Source organism: Bacillus sp. IT-79MI2 (assembly GCF_949768135.1).
Classification (GTDB): domain Bacteria; phylum Bacillota; class Bacilli; order Bacillales; family Bacillaceae_G; genus Bacillus_A; species Bacillus_A pseudomycoides.
Map to the genome: position 1 here is coordinate 58,267 of NZ_CATKPV010000052.1, position 17,505 is coordinate 75,771.

At 37.4% G+C, this 17,505-nt stretch carries 20 protein-coding genes and 1 pseudogene; 11 read left to right on the forward strand and 10 right to left on the reverse strand.

Translation table 11 applies throughout. The features are described 5' to 3' along the window. Positions 1 to 749: 749 nt before the first annotated feature. Positions 750 to 1,442, reverse strand: a complete 693-nt coding sequence (locus ACM6HU_RS10570; RefSeq protein WP_414848132.1) for a DNA alkylation repair protein — start codon at positions 1,440 to 1,442, stop codon at positions 750 to 752. 98 nt (positions 1,443 to 1,540) lie between these two features. On the opposite strand from ACM6HU_RS10570, the gene ACM6HU_RS10575 reads away from it, so the two are divergent. Beyond that, positions 1,541 to 2,002, forward strand: coding sequence for a hypothetical protein (locus tag ACM6HU_RS10575; protein WP_003208937.1), 462 nt, complete (start codon positions 1,541 to 1,543; stop codon positions 2,000 to 2,002). A 131-nt stretch (positions 2,003 to 2,133) separates the two neighbouring features. Here the strand turns inward: ACM6HU_RS10575 and ACM6HU_RS10580 are convergent, their stop codons facing one another. Both ACM6HU_RS10580 and ACM6HU_RS10585 read right to left on the reverse strand, forming a co-directional pair. Further along, complete coding sequence (locus tag ACM6HU_RS10580) at positions 2,134 to 2,268, reverse strand: hypothetical protein (RefSeq protein WP_077295385.1); 135 nt, start codon at positions 2,266 to 2,268, stop codon at positions 2,134 to 2,136. Positions 2,269 to 2,404: 136 nt separating this feature from the next. Further along, positions 2,405 to 3,730: an ArsB/NhaD family transporter gene (locus tag ACM6HU_RS10585; protein WP_016112329.1), complete on the reverse strand. Its 1,326-nt coding sequence runs from the start codon at positions 3,728 to 3,730 to the stop codon at positions 2,405 to 2,407. 277 nt (positions 3,731 to 4,007) lie between these two features. On the opposite strand from ACM6HU_RS10585, the gene kapD reads away from it, so the two are divergent. Beyond that, the gene (kapD, locus tag ACM6HU_RS10590) at positions 4,008 to 4,631 is read left to right on the forward strand and encodes a 3'-5' exonuclease KapD (RefSeq protein ID WP_016112328.1); all 624 of its coding nucleotides are present in this window, start codon (positions 4,008 to 4,010) and stop codon (positions 4,629 to 4,631) included. Between the two features lie 42 nt (positions 4,632 to 4,673). Here kapD and ACM6HU_RS10595 read toward each other — a convergent pair whose 3' ends face one another. Then, positions 4,674 to 5,057, reverse strand: coding sequence for a kinase-associated lipoprotein B (locus ACM6HU_RS10595; RefSeq protein WP_016112327.1), 384 nt, complete (start codon positions 5,055 to 5,057; stop codon positions 4,674 to 4,676). Positions 5,058 to 5,210: 153 nt separating this feature from the next. Here ACM6HU_RS10595 and ACM6HU_RS10600 point away from each other — a divergent pair. The 3 genes and pseudogenes from ACM6HU_RS10600 to ACM6HU_RS10610 all read left to right on the forward strand — a co-directional run. After that, positions 5,211 to 5,348, forward strand: a pseudogene (locus tag ACM6HU_RS10600) (ThiJ/PfpI family protein); the annotation flags it as partial. Then, the gene (locus tag ACM6HU_RS10605; protein ID WP_003201612.1) at positions 5,347 to 5,523 is read left to right on the forward strand and encodes a hypothetical protein; all 177 of its coding nucleotides are present in this window, start codon (positions 5,347 to 5,349) and stop codon (positions 5,521 to 5,523) included. The pseudogene ACM6HU_RS10600 and the gene ACM6HU_RS10605, both read left to right, overlap by 2 nt. Positions 5,524 to 5,592: 69 nt before the next feature. Continuing rightward, positions 5,593 to 6,132 carry a superoxide dismutase family protein gene (locus ACM6HU_RS10610; RefSeq protein WP_016132148.1) on the forward strand — a complete coding sequence of 180 codons (540 nt, stop codon included), beginning with the start codon at positions 5,593 to 5,595 and terminating at the stop codon, positions 6,130 to 6,132. Between the two features lie 35 nt (positions 6,133 to 6,167). Here ACM6HU_RS10610 and ACM6HU_RS10615 read toward each other — a convergent pair whose 3' ends face one another. Beyond that, complete coding sequence (locus ACM6HU_RS10615) at positions 6,168 to 7,319, reverse strand: MalY/PatB family protein (RefSeq protein WP_016112324.1); 1,152 nt, start codon at positions 7,317 to 7,319, stop codon at positions 6,168 to 6,170. A gap of 117 nt (positions 7,320 to 7,436) precedes the next feature. Here ACM6HU_RS10615 and ACM6HU_RS10620 point away from each other — a divergent pair, with 117 nt between their 5' ends. Next, positions 7,437 to 7,688 carry a DUF1871 family protein gene (locus ACM6HU_RS10620; protein ID WP_016132146.1) on the forward strand — a complete coding sequence of 84 codons (252 nt, stop codon included), beginning with the start codon at positions 7,437 to 7,439 and terminating at the stop codon, positions 7,686 to 7,688. Positions 7,689 to 7,889: 201 nt separating this feature from the next. Here ACM6HU_RS10620 and ACM6HU_RS10625 read toward each other — a convergent pair whose 3' ends face one another. Both ACM6HU_RS10625 and ACM6HU_RS10630 read right to left on the reverse strand, forming a co-directional pair. Then, entirely contained in the window at positions 7,890 to 8,729 is an 840-nt protein-coding gene (locus tag ACM6HU_RS10625) for an alpha/beta fold hydrolase (RefSeq protein ID WP_016112322.1), read from the reverse strand. A gap of 109 nt (positions 8,730 to 8,838) precedes the next feature. Beyond that, positions 8,839 to 9,825, reverse strand: coding sequence for a 2-hydroxyacid dehydrogenase (locus ACM6HU_RS10630; protein ID WP_016132145.1), 987 nt, complete (start codon positions 9,823 to 9,825; stop codon positions 8,839 to 8,841). 89 nt (positions 9,826 to 9,914) lie between these two features. On the opposite strand from ACM6HU_RS10630, the gene ACM6HU_RS10635 reads away from it, so the two are divergent. The 3 genes from ACM6HU_RS10635 to yugI all read left to right on the forward strand — a co-directional run bounded on the left by ACM6HU_RS10635 (position 9,915) and on the right by yugI (position 12,249). Further along, on the forward strand, positions 9,915 to 10,412 hold the full coding sequence (locus tag ACM6HU_RS10635) for an Lrp/AsnC family transcriptional regulator (RefSeq protein WP_003201624.1): 498 nt from the start codon (positions 9,915 to 9,917) through the stop codon (positions 10,410 to 10,412). Beyond that, a complete protein-coding gene (locus ACM6HU_RS10640) occupies positions 10,409 to 11,599 on the forward strand; it encodes an aminotransferase (RefSeq protein ID WP_016132144.1) in 1,191 nt (396 codons plus the stop codon). Before ACM6HU_RS10635 ends, ACM6HU_RS10640 begins: the two co-directional genes overlap by 4 nt. 305 nt (positions 11,600 to 11,904) lie before the next feature. Further along, positions 11,905 to 12,249 carry a S1 domain-containing post-transcriptional regulator GSP13 gene (gene yugI / locus ACM6HU_RS10645; RefSeq protein WP_016112319.1) on the forward strand — a complete coding sequence of 115 codons (345 nt, stop codon included), beginning with the start codon at positions 11,905 to 11,907 and terminating at the stop codon, positions 12,247 to 12,249. A 115-nt stretch (positions 12,250 to 12,364) separates the two neighbouring features. Here yugI and ACM6HU_RS10650 read toward each other — a convergent pair whose 3' ends face one another. Further along, a complete protein-coding gene (locus ACM6HU_RS10650; protein WP_003201633.1) occupies positions 12,365 to 12,598 on the reverse strand; it encodes a DUF378 domain-containing protein in 234 nt (77 codons plus the stop codon). 356 nt (positions 12,599 to 12,954) lie between these two features. Here ACM6HU_RS10650 and ACM6HU_RS10655 point away from each other — a divergent pair, with 356 nt between their 5' ends. After that, entirely contained in the window at positions 12,955 to 14,307 is a 1,353-nt protein-coding gene (locus tag ACM6HU_RS10655; RefSeq protein WP_016132143.1) for a glucose-6-phosphate isomerase, read from the forward strand. Positions 14,308 to 14,609: 302 nt separating this feature from the next. Further along, complete coding sequence (locus tag ACM6HU_RS10660) at positions 14,610 to 15,020, forward strand: YugN-like family protein (protein WP_016112317.1); 411 nt, start codon at positions 14,610 to 14,612, stop codon at positions 15,018 to 15,020. On the opposite strand, the gene ACM6HU_RS10665 is transcribed toward ACM6HU_RS10660, so the two are convergent. Together ACM6HU_RS10665 and ACM6HU_RS10670 are read right to left on the reverse strand one after the other, a co-directional pair. Beyond that, positions 15,010 to 16,005: a potassium channel family protein gene (locus ACM6HU_RS10665; RefSeq protein WP_016112316.1), complete on the reverse strand. Its 996-nt coding sequence runs from the start codon at positions 16,003 to 16,005 to the stop codon at positions 15,010 to 15,012. The two genes, ACM6HU_RS10660 and ACM6HU_RS10665, sit on opposite strands and share 11 nt — an antisense overlap. Positions 16,006 to 16,109: 104 nt before the next feature. Next, positions 16,110 to 16,790, reverse strand: coding sequence for an MgtC/SapB family protein (locus ACM6HU_RS10670; protein WP_003201638.1), 681 nt, complete (start codon positions 16,788 to 16,790; stop codon positions 16,110 to 16,112). Between the last annotated feature and the right edge of the window lie 715 nt (positions 16,791 to 17,505).

Genomic DNA, 17,505 nt, shown 5'->3' on the forward strand with positions numbered 1-17,505 from the left:
TCGCTGCTTCCGCTTTTAAATAAAAAAAGCTCGTCTCTAGGCATTTTTGCCTAGGGACGAGCTTGTATACCCGCGGTTCCACCCTAGTTGATGTGTGTGTAAACACACAACCACTTTATCACGTATTGCTCGAGACTGCCGTTTCCTCGCTTTTTCAGGCTTTCACTATCCCTGAATCGCTTTTTGTGCAAGTACTTATAAGTCTGTCATCGCTACTATATTTTATAATAATGACCATATTCTATCATGTTCCTTTTTAAATCACAATAGAGGAACGATTGTATCTATATAAATACAAATTGAAAAAAGGATAGAACACCTTTCTTTTTTAGATGGGAGAGAGCGTCCGCCGATGGTTAGAAGCGGACAGTGCCATTTTTAGTCCCATGCCAAGTGAAAACAGAAGGAGAAAACGAGTGGATATCTTCTTTTGTTTTCATAGCTGTGATTTGTATGATGGAAAGCATTTGTGTATAAATACAAATTGAAAAAAGGATAGAAAACCTTTCTTTTTTAGATGGGAGAGAGCGTCCGCCGATGGCTAGAAGTGGACAGTGCCATTTTTAGCCCCGTGCCAAGTGAAAACAAAAGGAAAAAATGAGACCATCGCTTCTTTTGTTTTCATGGCAGGGACTGATATGTTGGAAAATCAAGATGGATATATATGATAGAGTTTCGCCTATTTTACTATTCTTTATCATTTTAATCGAGAAGACCCCCCTCCTCTAAATGAAGTGAAGGGGGAGAGTTCAATCTGAAGAGGTGCTCATAGTAGAGCGAATATGTTTAATTGCTTCACGTTTGCTTAGAGGAGCAAGTTCATGATTTTGAACATATTCCCATACAGCATCTGGGCTTGTTTTTGCGTATTCACGAAGTACCCAGCCGATTGCTTTTTGGATGAAAAATTCTTTTGAAGATTTGAGTTGTCCAATGATTGAGAAGAGAAGTTTTTCATCCATTTGTTCTTTATATTTTAGTTGAAATAAGATTGCGGAGCGCTGTAACCATATATTTTCTGAAGCAATCCATTTCGGGATGTATGTTTGAATGGCTTCTGGATGTTTCAAAAAAATGCTTCCTAGGGAGGTAGGAATAATGCCATCAACGGAATCCCACCATGATTTCGTTATAATGAGTTCTTCTAAGAACGGGATGTGAGTTTTATCAAGATGCTTTTTATATTTCTGTAATAGATCGAGAGCGGCGGCTTGGAATTCGCGTTCTGGTAAATCCCAAAGTTCACGGATGACGGTTTGAAAGTCCTCTTTGTCTGGAAGTTTATGTACTTGTATGACTTCACGTAATAGCTTTCTTCTTTCCGGTGTTTGAATACCGAGAAATGGGAAATGATTTTTCATATAATGAGCCATTGGTTCTGCTTTTTCAGGATTTTGATGTGCGATAAACTGTTGCTGTAAGGCTTTTACAAATGGGTGCATAAAATTGTTCTCCTTTCATGGTCTTTGTTCATATTATATAAAGAAGTGATATGAAATGGATATAAGAAATCCGATGAGAGTAGAAAGGAGAGGGAGCGATGGAAGATCAAAGTATATTAGCAGGTTTTTTTGCTCTTAGTTTTGTTGCTATTGTTATTATTTTAATATGGGCATTTATTGCGTATTTGTTAACTGCATTTGCACTCTATACAATGGCAAAAAATGATGGTGCTGAAGATGGCATTCTTGCTTTTATTCCATTTTTAAATAGTAAAGTATGGGGGGATTTGGCAAGGGAGAAGTTACCTGATTTTTTGAAAGAAGGAGCTGGATGGAAAGTATTCGGTATATACGTTGCTTGTTTTATTTTGAACTTCATTCCAATCATAAGCCTTTTAGCAAGTGTTGTAGTACTCGTTCTGTCGATTTACTTAGTATACGCCATTTTGGAGCGTTATGGTACGAACGCAATATTATTTACAGTCATCCATGTGATAACATGTTCTATTTTTCTTCCGATTCACCTGTTTTTGATTCGAAATGAACCAACGAAATATTAGAATTTATTATGAATAATCATGTTGCATATTGTCGAACGGTCGATATGTTGTTCCGAACCGCCGATATATGATGGGAAATAGAAAGGGAAAAGGCTATCGCATCTAGCGATAGCCTTTTTTGGATAGTGATTCTAAGCGAGCCACTTCCGCTTTTTATGGAATCCAGCTTCAGTGGCTAGAATGTTCGGTGGCTTCGCTTCTTCCGCCGAGGCAAAGAGCGCCTCTATGTCAGGAGTTCCATCCCCTTCACATTCTAAGCGAGCCACTTCTGCTTTTTATGGAATCCAGCTTCAGTGGCTAGAATCTCCGGTCGTTTCGCCCCCTCGGACGAAGCAAAAAGCGCTTCTTTGTCGGATGCTCCAACGCCCTGCGATTCCAAACGAGCAACTTCCGCTTTTTATACTACATTAAGTAACGCAGATAAATATAAATGTGAGAAACAATTAATGAAACAATCATAATTGGGAAACCGACTTTTAAGAAGTCCACGTAGCTAAATCGGTGTCCTTCACGGCTTGCGATTCCAGCAACGATTACGTTAGCGGAAGCACCGATTAATGTTCCGTTTCCACCTAGACAGGCTCCTAATGCTAATGACCACCATAATACATCGATTTGTGCATCAGAAGGTGATAGACCAAGACCGACTGCCATATCGTTAATAAGTGGAATCATTGTTGCAACGAACGGAATGTTATCGATTGTTGCTGAAGCAATGCCGGATACCCATAAAATAAGGATGGATGCGTAAGAAATATCTCCGCCTGTTAAACCGATTACTTTTTGGGCTAACATTTTGATAAGTCCGATATCAATAAGTCCACCAACGAGTACGAATAGACCAGCAAAGAAGAAAATTGTAATCCACTCTACGTGAGCGAATACTTCTTCAATTTCATGCTCTTTTACACCGATTAGCATAAGTACAGTAGCACCTGTTAATGCGATTACTGCGGCGTCAATGTGGAAAATAGAATGAGTCATAAAACCGAGGATTGTAAGTCCAAGTACAGTTAAAGATTTTTTCATTAGTACAGCATCTTTAATGTATTGTTTTTCGTCTAAGCTCATTAGTTTTTTAATTTGTACAGGGTCAGCAATTAACTGCTTGCGGTACATAAAGTAAATCATTATCGCGGTAACAGCGATAATAATTAGTACGATTGGGGCTAAGTTGAATAAGAAAGCATTAAAATCTAAATGCTTGTTTGCAGAACCAATCATAATGTTTGGTGGGTCACCAATTAATGTTGCAGTTCCCCCAATATTTGAAAAAATAATTTCGGAAAGTAAATATGGAACAGGATTTACTTGTAAAATGCGCGTAATAGATAAAGTAACGGGAACAACAAGAAGTACAGTTGTTACGTTATCTAGAAATGCGGAACCGAGCGCGGTAAGCAAAGAAAGAGAAATTAAGATTTTAATTGGATTTCCTTGTGCTTGTTTAGCGGCTTTAATTGCAACATATTGGAATACGCCTGATTTACTTGTGATGTTTACTAATATCATCATGCCGATCAGTAGCGTGATGGTTCCCCATTCAATATGTTTTGTAAAAGCGTTGTGCAAGTCGACGACACCAAAGATGACCATAAGTGCCGCACCGAGAAGCGCGATAACAGCACGGTTAATTTTTTCTGAAATGATAATGGCATATGTAATTAGAAAGACTGCGATTGCAAAGTAATATTGCCAGTTAGCGATTTCTTGCGTTGTTTCGTGCAAAAATTCCATCTCCTTTCGGGTACTTTTCTTAGTGTGTCATAAATTTCTGGAAGAAACACACTTAAAGCCATTATAAAGTAGAAAAATGTCGGATGTAAATGAAAGGGTTTGTTTTGTCATATTTTCTGTACAAATGAATTTTTCTTCTTTTTAAAAATATTTGTGGTTATTTGACATATACATAAGATACATCCAATCTGAATGTATCTTATGTAATAGCATTCGAGCCTGTTCGTGTAGGAGTACAAAGTAGACAGAATGATAAGGAAGGGATCGTATGGATGGACAACAATTTTTATTTTTGGATTTTGAGTTCACGATGCCTCAAAATAGGAAGAAACCAAAGGGTTTTTTTCCAGAAATTATTGAGGTAGGACTCGTATCAGTTGTTGATTGTGTAGTGGAAGATACGTATTCATCGTATGTACGACCGGAAACTTTTTCATGCTTAACAGAGCGGTGTAAAAAATTTTTAGGAATTAATCAGGAAGCGGTAGACGGAGGGATTTCTTTTTTGGAACTTGTCGAGAAACTTGTACAATATGAAAAACGTCGTCAAACAACAATTGTAACGTGGGGTAATATGGATATGAAAGTATTGAAGCATAATTGTGAGGCCATAGGTGCCGAGTTTCCTTTTTCGGGGCAATGCCGAGATTTATCACTCGAGTATAAACGTTTCTTTGGCGAACGGAATCAAACTGGATTATGGAAAGCGATTGAAGCGTACGGGAAAGTAGGAACAGGAAAGCATCATTGCGCGCTTGATGATGCGATAACGACCTATAATATTTTTAAACTAGTTGAAAAGGATAAAGAATATTTAGTAAAGCCATCTCCCCCGACTTTAGGTGAGCTCATCGATTTTTCAAAGGTGTTAAAGAAAGTGAGTACACAATAGCGACCAAATTACAAACTGTGTAATTTGGTCGTTTTGTTTTTTTTACAGCTTGTAATCTTGTTTTAACTGCTGGAGTACCTGCAAACTACGCCTCGCAAACGGACCGTCATTTTCTGAGAATTCATTCATTTGTGCTTCTAATGCGGATTGTAAGGATTCTTTATAATCCGGAATATCGCCCTCGTATTTTTTCACCATTTGCTGCGGGATATTTGTTTGCTCCCTGAATGCTAAAGCGCGTCTTTCATGGAAAAATGGAACATCCGCTTGTTTTACATTATGTAAATCACCTTGCGTCGGATGTTTTAAAATAGCTAACACTTTCACAACGTAACTTCCAGGACGGCTGTTTGTAATTTCACCGATATACTTTCCTGTTTTATAGATACCAGTAACGATATCACCAATTTGGAATGTTTCGTTCATATTTTTCACCTCAACTTTATAGTAAGGAAAGTGAGGAATAGAGTCAAAGAAATCATTTGCGGGAGAATGATTTTGAGAAGTTAGGTGTGCTTGTGATCAGAGAAATGTTATAATTCGAAATAATATAACAGAAAATTCTGAGGGATCGAAAGGATGAAGGTATGCATCGTTTGCTTCGATGAATTCACAGATATAGATGTATTTTTGCCGTGGGATTTACTGAATAGAGTAAACTTGATTGGAAGAATAAAAAATTGGGACGTTAAACTTGTAGGGAGGAGTGATCTTCATGATGCCTTTATATTTTCCGGAAGATAAAACAGAATATATTATTCCAGGGATTGTTTGTGTTTTATTTATAATCGGTGCGATTGCAACATGGCGCATGTTTATTCGCGTATCAAAGAGAGAGGCGGAACGTTTGGAGAAAGTGGAGCGCAAGCTGTTAGCGGAAAAGAAACACTAATTCGGTTTTGTATGTTTCCCTCTATGCTCGGACAATCTAAGGGCAGAATGTATTCTGGAGGGAATTGTGATGAAAAAGCAGCTTTTATTCGGGTGTTGTTTGCTGTTTCTTATGGCAGGTTGTGATAAAGGAAATCCGAAAGAAATCGATGTGAAATTATATAATGCTTCTGGTGATAAAGTTGGAACAGCAAAAGTGAAGCAGCAAACAAGTGGTGTGAAAATATCCATTAAGGCAGAAGGATTTTCGCCAGGTGCACATGGATTACATATTCATGAAATTGGAGAGTGTAAAGCACCACGTTTTATATCAGCTGGTAATCATTTTAATTTAGAGAAGAAAAAGAAACATGGACTTATGAATCCAAAAGGTGCAGAGAATGGTGATTTGCCGAATGTTATTGCGGATGATACAGGAAAGATTAAGGCGGAGATTGAAGCGCCTAATGTATCACTTCAAGAAGGGAAAACAACGCTGCATCGAAAAGATGGTGCGTCTATTATTATTACGGAAAAGCCTGATGATGGTATGACGCAGCCTGCTGGAAATTCAGGGAATCGAATTGCTTGTGGCGTCATTGTAGAAAAGGCAGCCGCTAAGAAAAAGTAGAAGCTACCTTTGAAAGGGTAGCTTTTTTTAGTTAATTATGAAAATACACACTTAAGTCTATGTAGTATTTCTTCAAGTTGTCTTCTTGAACAGCCGATGTTAATCCGAATATGCTGTTCTCCACCTGCTCCGTATTTTTCACCTGGTTCAACGATAATTTTCCCGTTTTCTTCAAGCTGTTTTGTTCGTTCTTTTTGAGATAGGTCAAGGCGAGAACAGTCGACCCATAGTAAAAAAGTACCTTCTGATTGAATAACGGAAAGGGTAGGGATATGCTGCTTGATAAATTCACAAGCAAATCGGGCATTTTCTTCTATATATAAACGCATTTCTACTAGCCAATCGTTACACTCTGTATAGGCGCTTTGCATTGCTACATAAGCAAATGTATTTAACCCATGAAAGCCTTGACGGTGTTGCACAGATGTAAAGGCATGTCGAAGTTTTTTGTCAGGAATAATAATAATAGATGCCTGTAAGCCTGCGATATTAAATGTTTTACTTGGCGCCATGCAAGTGATTGTACGCGCTGCTAATTGTTTTGACAATGAAGCAAGTGGCGTGTGTGTATGACCTGAGAAAATAATGTCTGCATGAATTTCATCTGAGATAACGGTTACATTATATTGTTCACATAGCATGCCGAGTTTTGTAAGCTCATCCTTTGTCCAAACGCGACCAACCGGGTTGTGTGGACTACAAAGAAACATAAGTTTTACACCTTGCTGAAACTGTGTTTCCAAATGTTCAAAATCCATTGTGTATGTGCCACCCTGTAAAAGTAATGGACTTTCCCATACATGACGGTTATTTTTTGTGATCATGTCAAAGAATGGGGGATAAATAGGTGGTTGTACAAGTACGGCATCATTTTCAGTTGTGAAAGCCTGTACACTAGTGCTAAGAGCAGGAACGATACCTGAACTAAATACAATCCATTCTTCTTTTATATCCCAATTGTATGCACTTTTTGTCCAACGACAAATAATATCTGTTATTTCTTCAGGTGGCATTGTATATCCGAAAATAGGATGCCCAAGGCGTTTCTGCAGTGCAGATTGAATTGGCTCTGGAATAGGAAAATCCATATCTGCAATCCATGCGTGTAACAATTCTTCATTCTTATATGTATCCCACTTTACACTATGTGTTCCCCGGCGGTTTACAGTTTTATGAAATTGCTGCATCTTTTTTGCTCCCTTCTACTTGAATCTATGATTTTGTAAAAGTTCCTCCCTTCTTCTAGAATAGCTGATATGATACGATAAAGAAAAGAGTGAAAAATAGGAAAAGGCGGGAAGTAGATGGGCGCATATGAAAAGATGGTGGAAATGGTGAAGAATTGGGATCCTTTTCAAATGGGATCGGAATTTTATGAAACAGAAGCAAGCGATGTTGTGTACGTGGTAAGTGCGTTTGACGATCCGAAATATATTGCAAAAAAAATACAGCATATTTATTTTATGTCGTTTGAAGAAATACCAGCTATTGAAAAATGCGAGAAATTAGCACAGGAATTACTCGTACTAAAAGAAGGCGGAAGTTGTTCATTGTAGGCTGTCGGAAGTTCCGACAGCTTTTTTTAGTAGGAAGTTTATCCCGCATTAACTGGCAGTAGCACTCCCACCTCAAGATTCAGCGAAAGCAAAGAAATTAGATCGGGGATGAAGACCTCCTACTGAATAAAGTTTCACTTTATATCGTACCTTGTAGAATGGTTGATATGTTGTGTCGAAGTGCCGATATATATATGAATACTATTGTGCTGAAAATGCTATGATTTCTTCATATACATGCTCTGGCTTTTCCTCTGGTAGCAAGTGTCCTGTATTGTCGTATGAAATAAATGTAGAGTTTGGCAAGTCTTTGTGTAGCCGGTGCCCGACATGAACGGGAACAACGCGGTCTTTTTCACCCCAAATGAGTAAGGTTGGGGTCTCGATTTTTCGTAATTCAGCTGATGATAAATCTCCTTCTCGGTCCCTGATCATTCGCGTTAAGGCAGGGAAAATGCGGTTATCATAAAAGGGAGCAGCGTACCCTTCCATCATTTCATCATCAATTAAAGAGTGGTCATGAACGACATTCATTAAATTATGAACGATGCCTCTTCTTATAATCCAATTTTTTACGTATAAATGAAAGAACGGTAAATAGGAAGAGTAGATGAGCGGGAACTTTGCTCGTGTTAAGTAGCTTGAGCTACATAGTAAGATTGTTTTTGTAATTAAATCAGGACGTATGCGATTGACATAGAGTGAGATTTGTCCGCCCATTGAATGACCGACTAGCACAATGTTTTGAAGTGCTAAGTGTTCCATTAAATCGATAATTATAGTTGCTAAATTATGATAGGAATATATAAATTGGTTGGACTTATCACTTTTTCCGAACGGTGGTAAATCAAGTGCGACAACTGTTCCTTCTTTTGCAAGCAGTGGGATAAGTCGTCGATAACTAAATGAGGATGAGAGAAAACCGTGAACGAGTACAAAAGTTGGTTTTTCCTCATTACTCTGGTGTTCATACAACTCGTAATGAACAGTAGTGCCGCGAGTGGAAAAAGTGAAGTAGGGATGCTCTAGCTCATGTTTCATTTTCTTTCACTCCATTGATTTTTTTCATATCATCTCCTAGTAGAAAAAGATTTATGTTAACAAAAAAAGGCAAGATGGGGGTCCATCCTACCTTTTTCAGTGCTAAGTGTTATCCTCGTATAATATTAGGCGGTGTTTTTCCTTGTAACCCTGCAACTAAATTCTCTGCAGCGGTCATTGCCATTTGGTGTCTTGTCTTTAATGTCGCAGATCCGATGTGCGGCAGCGTAACAACGTTTGTTAAAGATAATAACGGATTATCTTTTTCGACCGGTTCCTGTGTAAATGTATCGATACCTGCTGCAAAGATTTTCTTTTGTTTCAGTGCGTCGATTAATGCAGGTTCATCAACTGTTTTCCCGCGGGAAGCATTAATGAAAATAGCTGTTTCTTTCATTAATGAAAATTCTTTTTCTCCAATGAGCTGATATGTTTCTTCTGTTAATGGCGTTAAAAGAACAATGAAATCAGATTGCTTTAGTAGTGTGTGTAAATCACAATACGCGGCATCAAATTTTTGTTCGGCCTCTTCCTTACGACGCCGATTATAATAAAGGACATTCATATCAAATCCAAATTTTGCGCGCTTGGCAACAGCTTCTCCAATTCGCCCCATTCCAATAATCCCAATTGTACTATGATGTACATCCAGTCCGAAGTGTTTTTTTGTAATTTCGGCATTCCAATTACCGTCTTTTACATAAGAATCAAGCTCACATACGCGTCGTCCAGCTGATAGCATAAGAGCGAAAACAAGATCGGCCACTGTATCATCTAATACATATGGAGTATTCGTTCCAATCACGTTTCTGCCCTGCATCGCTTCTAAATCAAAGTTATCATAGCCAACAGAAATGTTGCTCACAACTTTTAAGTGAGGAGCTGCTCGCAATAACTCTTCGTCGATTTTTGTCCCAAAGTTAAGCAAGCCATGTTTATCTTTTATTTTTTCTAATAGAACTTCACGAGGAATCTTTTCATTACTATCCCATTTTTCATATTCACAATGCTCGGAGAGATATGTTTCTACAAATTTTGGAACGCGTTCAGCGATATATACTTTTGGTTTCACGGTTTCCGCCCCTTTCTTTTTCATTTTTACATAATTCTCTAAAAAAATCTTCTTTTCAAACATAAAAAGGTGTCTGTATAATTTAAAAACAAACAAAAGGAAGGATGAAGAATATGGTGACTGAAAAAGAATTAGAATTATTAGCTTGTCTTGAAAAAAGTAGTCGTTTATCCGTAGAAACTTTAGCAAAAATGTTAAATATAAAAGTAGAAGCAGTAAAAGAAATGGTTGAGAAATTAGAAAGAGAAAAAATCATTGTTGATTATGTTACACATATAGATTGGACAAAAGTAAAAGAACATAGTGGTTTAACAGCTATGATTGATGTGAAAGTTACACCGAAGCACGGTGTTGGCTTTGATTCTGTTGCAGAACAAATTTATCGTTATTCAGAAGTGAAATCGGTTTATTTAATGTCAGGGACATACGATCTTTCTATTACGTTGGAAGGAAAAAGTATGAGTGAAGTGGCAAGTTTTGTTTCTGAAAAGTTAGCAACAATTGAATCAGTTGTGTCAACAACAACACATTTTATTTTGAAAAAATATAAACATGAGGGACTTATTTATGACAAAACTGATGATGATAAACGGATTGTGGTGGCACCATGAAGCAGTTTGAACTATCAAGAGCAGCAGAATCTTTACAACCATCCGGTATCCGTAAGTTTTTTGACTTAGCGGCAGGTATGAAAGGTGTTATTTCACTAGGAGTGGGAGAGCCGGATTTTGTTACACCATGGCATGTGAGACAGGCATGTATTCGTTCGTTAGAAGAAGGATACACAGCATATACTGCGAATGCAGGATTATTGGAGTTACGTCAAGAAATAGCAAAGTATCTTCAAAAGCAATTTCATGTTTCCTATAATGCAGATGAAGAAATTATTGTTACAGTTGGAGCGAGCCAAGCGTTAGATGTTGCGATGCGCGCTATTGTAAATCCTGGCGACGAAGTGATCATCATTGAACCGAGCTTTGTATCATATGGCCCACTTGTTACATTAGCTGGAGGAGTGCCAGTTCCGGTAGCAACTTCATTAGAGAATGCATTTAAAGTACAGTCGGAGCAAATTGAAGCAGCGATTACAACAAAAACAAAAGCAATTTTACTTTGTTCTCCAAATAATCCAACAGGAGCACTTCTAAACAAGTCTGAATTAGAAAAGTTAGCAGTAATCGTTGAAAAATATAATCTCATTGTATTATCTGATGAAATTTATGCGGAGCTTGTATATGACGAGGCTTATACGAGTTTTGCGAGCATAAAAAATATGCGTGATCATACGATTTTAATTTCAGGATTTTCAAAAGGATTTGCGATGACTGGATGGCGCCTTGGAATGATTGCGGCCCCTGTCCACTTTTCAGAGTTGATGCTGAAAATTCATCAATATTCAATGATGTGCGCACCAACGATGTCACAATTTGCAGCATTAGAAGCGCTTCGTTTTGGAAATGATGAAGTCATTCGAATGAGAGAAAGTTATAAAAAGCGCCGTAATTTTATGACGACATCGTTTAATGAAATGGGTTTAACGTGTCATGTGCCAGGCGGAGCATTCTATGTGTTTCCTTCGATTTCTTCAACAGGATTATCCTCAGCAGAATTTGCGGAACAATTATTGCTAGAAGAAAAAGTTGCAGTTGTACCTGGAAGTGTGTTTGGTGAGAGCGGTGAAGGGTTTATTCGATGTTCATATGCAACTTCGCTTGAACAATTAATGGAAGCTATGAAGCGAATGAAACGATTTGTAGAAAATAAAAAAAGGACAAAACAGAATACGTTTTGTCCATAAAAGGGGGGGAATACTAGAAAGCCATGTGTTAGTATTCTATCCCAATATTTGAAAATTATACTTACTAAAGGAAACTTTTTCATGAATTTTGAATGAAATGGGAGCTGGTGGTATAATTTACTAATATAGAGTGAAGTTTTTCTCAAGTGGGATATTTCTTTCCGCTTGAGAATGAGTCTTCACCAATTGGATATTTATGAGCAGTTACTCACTTTGCGTATACATGCGTTTAAATGTTGAGGTGGGTACTTTTACTGCAACCTGCAAATAGCAGGGAAACTGGTAAACGTATGGGAGTGTTTCATATGTCAGAACAATACACAACAGGAGTGGTTGTAAAAGGGAAAGTAACTGGAATTCAAGATTACGGTGCATTTGTAGCATTGGATCAAGAAACACAAGGACTTGTGCATATATCTGAAATTACAAATGGGTATGTAAAAGATATTCATGATTTTTTAAAGGTTGGAGATATAGTAGAAGTAAAGGTACTTTCAATTGATGAAGAACACAGAAAAATGAGTTTATCGTTAAAAGCAGCAAAGCGTAAGCAAGGAAGAATTATCGTACCAAATCCATCTGATAAAGGATTCAATACGCTTCGTGAGAAGTTAACAGAGTGGATTGAAGAATCACAGTTAATAAAATAAAAGAGAATCGCTAATTTAGCGATTCTCTTTTATTTTATTATGATATATATTAGCAAATATGATTGCATGCAATCATATTCGTATGTCGGATGGGAAGTACGAAGTCCGTGCCTTATTATCGAACTTCGCGTGTTTCTGGGTGTGTTCCGAGATTTTCGGATGGTTTAAATAATAAGCCAAGGTTAATCAGCCCAGAAATACCAACGATACCGTAAATGATTCGTGCAAGTGCTGAACTTTGCCCACCGAAGATAGCTGCTACTAAATCAAATTGAAAGAATCCAATTAGTCCCCAGTTGACGGCACCAATTACAGTGAATACTAAAGCAATACGTTGTAAAGTACTCATCTTGAGTAATCCTCCTTAAATTTGAAGCATAAGCAAGCCTTTAGTTTTCGTGAGTAGTAAGAATCCACCTATATGAGGTTGGTGGGTATAAAGCGAAATCCGAAAATGGAAGTGCACCTTATACAACTTAACTCTGTTATAGAATGACTCTCCTTTGTTGTTTTTATACACAAAAAAATATTCATCATATGATGTATATACATCTATACTTTAAAATGCGGATTTTTATGCAAAAAATGAACTTTTTCTAAAAAATACATATTGGTTACGTTTACAATTCTCCAATTGCTTGATTTACAATCCCAGTTTCGCTAAAGTGAATACAGAAATACATATACATAATTGGAGGGAAAAAGATGAGCACACATGTGACGTTCGATTATTCTAAAGCGTTATCGTTCATCAGTGAACAAGAACTAACTTATTTACGTGATGCAGTAAAAGTATCACACCATGCAATCCATGAAAAAACTGGAGCTGGGAACGATTTCCTTGGGTGGGTAGAGCTTCCGCTTCAATATGACAAAGAAGAATTTGCTCGCATTCAAAAGAGTGCAGAGAAAATTAAAAATGACTCTGACATTTTACTTGTTATAGGTATTGGTGGTTCTTACTTAGGAGCACGTGCAGCAATTGAAATGTTAAACCATTCTTTCTACAACACGCTTTCTAAAGAACAACGCAAAACTCCACAAGTGCTATTTGTTGGACAAAACATTAGCTCCACTTATATGAAAGATTTAATGGATGTATTAGAAGGTAAAGATTTCTCCATTAACGTTATTTCCAAATCAGGTACAACAACAGAACCTGCAATTGCATTCCGTGTTTTCCGTAAATTATTAGAAGAGAAATATGGAAAAGAAGAAGCGCGTAGACGTATTTATGCAACAACTGATAAAGCGCGTGGTGCTTTAAAAACATTAGCTGACGAAGAAGGATACGAAACATTCGTAATTCCAGATGATGTTGGCGGTCGTTTCTCTGTATTAACACCAGTTGGTTTATTACCAATTGCAGTGAGTGGTTTAAATATTGAAGAGATGATGCAAGGTGCAGCTGCCGGACATAATGACTTTGCGAAATCTGAGCTGGAAGAAAACCCTGCTTACCAATATGCAGTTGTACGTAATGCTCTATATAATAAAGGAAAAACGATTGAAATGCTTGTTAACTATGAGCCAGCACTTCAATATTTTGCTGAGTGGTGGAAACAACTATTTGGCGAAAGTGAAGGGAAAGATCAAAAAGGAATTTTCCCATCTTCAGCAAACTTCTCTACTGATTTACATTCATTAGGTCAATACATTCAAGAAGGACGTCGTGACTTATTTGAAACAGTTCTTAAAGTAGGAAAATCTACACATGAACTAAAAATTGAATTAGATGAGAGCGATTTAGATGGTCTGAACTACCTTGCTGGTGAAACAGTAGACTTCGTAAACACAAAAGCATACGAAGGTACATTACTAGCTCATAGTGATGGCGGGGTACCAAACTTAATCGTAAACATTCCAGAATTAAATGAATACACATTCGGTTACCTTGTATACTTCTTCGAAAAGGCATGTGCGATGAGCGGTTACCTATTAGGCGTAAATCCATTTGACCAACCAGGTGTAGAAGCATACAAGAAAAACATGTTTGCTCTTCTTGGAAAACCAGGATTCGAAGAATTAAAAGCAGAATTAGAAGAACGTTTGAAGTAAGAAAAGCGGAAGCGGCTTGCTCAGAACCGCAGGGCATTGGAGTTCTCGACGAAGAAGTGTTTTTTACTTCGACCGAGAGAGTGAAATGACCGGAGGTTCTAGCCGCTGTATGTAGCTGAACAAAGAAAAGCGGAAAAAGCTATCGGGATAGTCCCGATAGCTTTTTTTATTGGAAAGATTGGGATGAGACTTGTCGAATGTTGCTGAATAGACGATAAGTTGTGTCGAATCGCCGATATATCGATATTAGAACAAATATGAATCGGGCATGCTAAGGAAAAAGTCTAGGAAGGATGAATAGCTTGATTCCAATTCAATCAAATTTAGAAGGCCATACATATGCCCTTTTTAAATTAGAAGAAGTATTAAAACCGCTTGGTTATAGTATCGGCGGCAATTGGGATTACGAGAAAGGATGCTTCGATTATAAAATAGATGAGGAAGATGGGTATCAATTTTTAAGAGTACCATTTACAGCAGTTGAAGGAGAGCTGGATGTACCGGGAGTAGTTGTTCGCCTTGATACACCGTATCTTCTTTCACATGTATACCAAGACGAACTGGATGATCAGGTAAATACATTAGCAGCTGGAGCAAGTGGGTTAGATCAATTTGCAGAGCCACAAGATGCAGATGGGAATATAAAAAGAAAATATATTGATATTGGAAAGGCATTAGTAAAAGAGTTGGAAAAGCATCTCATTAATGTTTAATTACGATAAATACGTCGCTTTCAATAGTAACGAAGGAATGAATGGGATTGATGTGATATTGTTCATTCCGCTGCACACCTAGCAGTAGGATGCCTTGTTTTAAAAGGAGGCTACTGCAAGCCTCGAAAGTTTTTCCGCTATAAGATGTAGGAACAGTCATCAGCTGCAATTTACTTTCCGAGATTTCATTATAAAGTGTAAATAATACACCTGAAATAGAAGGGAATAAAAGAGATGCAGTAAAGACGTAGCTTGTTAATTTATTTCCTTCTATAATTTCTGTCGCTCCCGCTCTAGTTGCATTTTGAACTTGTTCAGAAGTGAGTAGTTCAGCGATACAGTGAATATTTGGATTCAGTCCTTTAGCAGTTAAAATGTTTAAAATTGATTGTGTGTCAGCTAAGCTTTCATTTTTTTCTTTATCTGCCGTTATTAAAATCGTATGGGCTGTTTTAATATTTGCTTTTAATAAAGTTTGATCATGGTGTGGACATCCTTTAATAAACTCTAAGTGATGGAAAGGTTTTGGAAGCAACGGAAGGGTTTCGTCGATGAGTACGATATCAAGGTCTGGTTGTAACACATGCATTTGGCTCACGACTTGTTTTGCGCGCTCATTCCAGCCGACAATAATCATATGACCGTGACAAGAAGCAGCTTCTTCGCCTTTAATTTTCATATATTGCTTACTAATCATTTCGGTAGCGAATAATACCATATAATAGGAGCAGAAACCTGTGCCTAATAAAATGAGAATCATGCCTGTAAGTTTTCCTACAGGTGTATGCGGAACGTAATCACCGTAACCGACAGTAAAGGTTGTAACAAGTGCCCACCAGATTCCATCAAACCATGTAGAAAAGTAAGTGGGTTCTAATTTATATATTAGAAAACCAAAAACAGTAATAAGTACAACAATGAAGCTAATTAAGCGGAAAATAATGGAGTCGCGAAATACATCTACTAGGTTAGCTCGTGATTTCAAACTTATATTCCTCCTCATTTTGTATAGCTACATTGTTACCATTATGAAAAAAAGAAAAACTCTCTGTTTTGTAAGAGAGTCTTTTCAGTAGTTCATAAGGAATACTACATACTTTCAACTTCCGTTTGCTGTACACTTTCTAAATGTTGCAGCGCATAATAGACGTCAGCTGTATGTCTTTTTTGATCGACAGACAATTTTAGTTGTAAAAAGTGTGAACCATTTTCTAATGTTTTGAGTTTCATGTTTTTTACTTTTATGTCCATTGCTTTTATTTCTTCAATAACAATAGGGATATTGTTCATATTGCTTACAACAAGTTTGACAGCGATATCTCGTTGCCGGAGTGACCTAGGACCTAAAACTTTCATTGTTAATGGAATGAGTTCGACGCTAATCATAAGAAAACACATGCCGAAAATTGCTTCAAGATAAAAACCAGCCCCCACAGCGATTCCAATACCGGAAGCTCCCCAAATCATAGCGGCGGTAGTTAAGCCTGCAATACTGTCATTTCCTCTTCTTAAAATAACACCGGCACCTAAAAAACCAATTCCAGATACAATTTGAGCTGCAAGGCGAAGGGGGTCCATGTTGATATGATCTGTATGAGGTAAGTTATAAGCTGATTTAATAGAAACAATCGTGAGGAGACAGCTAATAATTGAAATGACTAAGCACGTTTTTAAGCCAAGTGGTTTTCTTTTTAATTCACGTTCTAAACCGATAGCAAATCCTAAAATAGCAGAGAGACCTAACTTGATTAGTAAATCGGTATAGTCCATATGTATATTCCTCCTTGTGAGTTTGTTCGATGTAGTGGTGATGACAATCTATCAATAGAAAGTTCATCTTATAAAGTTGTGAATTGTATCTTTGTAAAGAATATGGATAAGAAGTTATAAACGCGTTGAGACGAACTGAAATGTAGAGAAAAACGGTGTTGATGGAAGATAAGCTGTATGTAAAGAAGAATATTCTATATAAAGTGAAACTTTAATCAGTGGGGGGGGGTCTTCATCCCCCACTGATTATTAGTTGAACCAATCGGGCTTTTACGGACAGTTGATCCCCCACCTATCTTCCTCATTTCTCTCTGAACCTTGAGGTGGGGGTGTTACTGCCCGTTAATGCGGGATAAATACAAATTGAAAAACCGACACAAACCTTTTTTAGGTGGGAGAGAGAATCCGTCCATGCATAGAAGCGCCAACCCCATGCCAGGTGAAAGCAAGGAGAGGAACCGAATGCAGGTCACTTCTTGTTCTGTAATAGCAATGATTTATATGTTGGAAAATCAAAATGGATATATATATTATTAATTATATGACGTAAATAGAGAAACTTGGCTATTTTTTATAAAAAAGTTTTAAAAGGGTGTTGCATTTCATTTTTCCACATGATATATTAATAACCGTCGCTGATGCGAAACAGCAGAAAGCGAAAAAAGAAATTAAAAAACTTAGTTGACATCGAAAAATGAAGATGTTAACATAAGGA

What these genes read in the sequence shown, in the direction of transcription:
- ACM6HU_RS10615 (WP_016112324.1), bottom strand. Translation starts at nt 7,319, where the DNA reads ATGCAGCAATTTCATAAAACTGTAAACCGCCGGGGAACACATAGTGTA.
- ACM6HU_RS10620 (WP_016132146.1), top strand. Translation starts at nt 7,437, where the DNA reads ATGGGCGCATATGAAAAGATGGTGGAAATGGTGAAGAATTGGGATCCT.
- ACM6HU_RS10605 (WP_003201612.1), top strand. Translation starts at nt 5,347, where the DNA reads ATGATGCCTTTATATTTTCCGGAAGATAAAACAGAATATATTATTCCA.
- ACM6HU_RS10655 (WP_016132143.1), top strand. Translation starts at nt 12,955, where the DNA reads ATGAGCACACATGTGACGTTCGATTATTCTAAAGCGTTATCGTTCATC.
- kapD (WP_016112328.1), top strand. Translation starts at nt 4,008, where the DNA reads ATGGATGGACAACAATTTTTATTTTTGGATTTTGAGTTCACGATGCCT.
- ACM6HU_RS10625 (WP_016112322.1), bottom strand. Translation starts at nt 8,729, where the DNA reads ATGAAACATGAGCTAGAGCATCCCTACTTCACTTTTTCCACTCGCGGC.
- ACM6HU_RS10640 (WP_016132144.1), top strand. Translation starts at nt 10,409, where the DNA reads ATGAAGCAGTTTGAACTATCAAGAGCAGCAGAATCTTTACAACCATCC.
- ACM6HU_RS10670 (WP_003201638.1), bottom strand. Translation starts at nt 16,790, where the DNA reads ATGGACTATACCGATTTACTAATCAAGTTAGGTCTCTCTGCTATTTTA.
- ACM6HU_RS10630 (WP_016132145.1), bottom strand. Translation starts at nt 9,825, where the DNA reads ATGAAAAAGAAAGGGGCGGAAACCGTGAAACCAAAAGTATATATCGCT.
- ACM6HU_RS10575 (WP_003208937.1), top strand. Translation starts at nt 1,541, where the DNA reads ATGGAAGATCAAAGTATATTAGCAGGTTTTTTTGCTCTTAGTTTTGTT.
- yugI (WP_016112319.1), top strand. Translation starts at nt 11,905, where the DNA reads ATGTCAGAACAATACACAACAGGAGTGGTTGTAAAAGGGAAAGTAACT.
- ACM6HU_RS10650 (WP_003201633.1), bottom strand. Translation starts at nt 12,598, where the DNA reads ATGAGTACTTTACAACGTATTGCTTTAGTATTCACTGTAATTGGTGCC.
- ACM6HU_RS10610 (WP_016132148.1), top strand. Translation starts at nt 5,593, where the DNA reads ATGAAAAAGCAGCTTTTATTCGGGTGTTGTTTGCTGTTTCTTATGGCA.
- ACM6HU_RS10595 (WP_016112327.1), bottom strand. Translation starts at nt 5,057, where the DNA reads ATGAACGAAACATTCCAAATTGGTGATATCGTTACTGGTATCTATAAA.
- ACM6HU_RS10570 (WP_414848132.1), bottom strand. Translation starts at nt 1,442, where the DNA reads ATGCACCCATTTGTAAAAGCCTTACAGCAACAGTTTATCGCACATCAA.
- ACM6HU_RS10635 (WP_003201624.1), top strand. Translation starts at nt 9,915, where the DNA reads ATGGTGACTGAAAAAGAATTAGAATTATTAGCTTGTCTTGAAAAAAGT.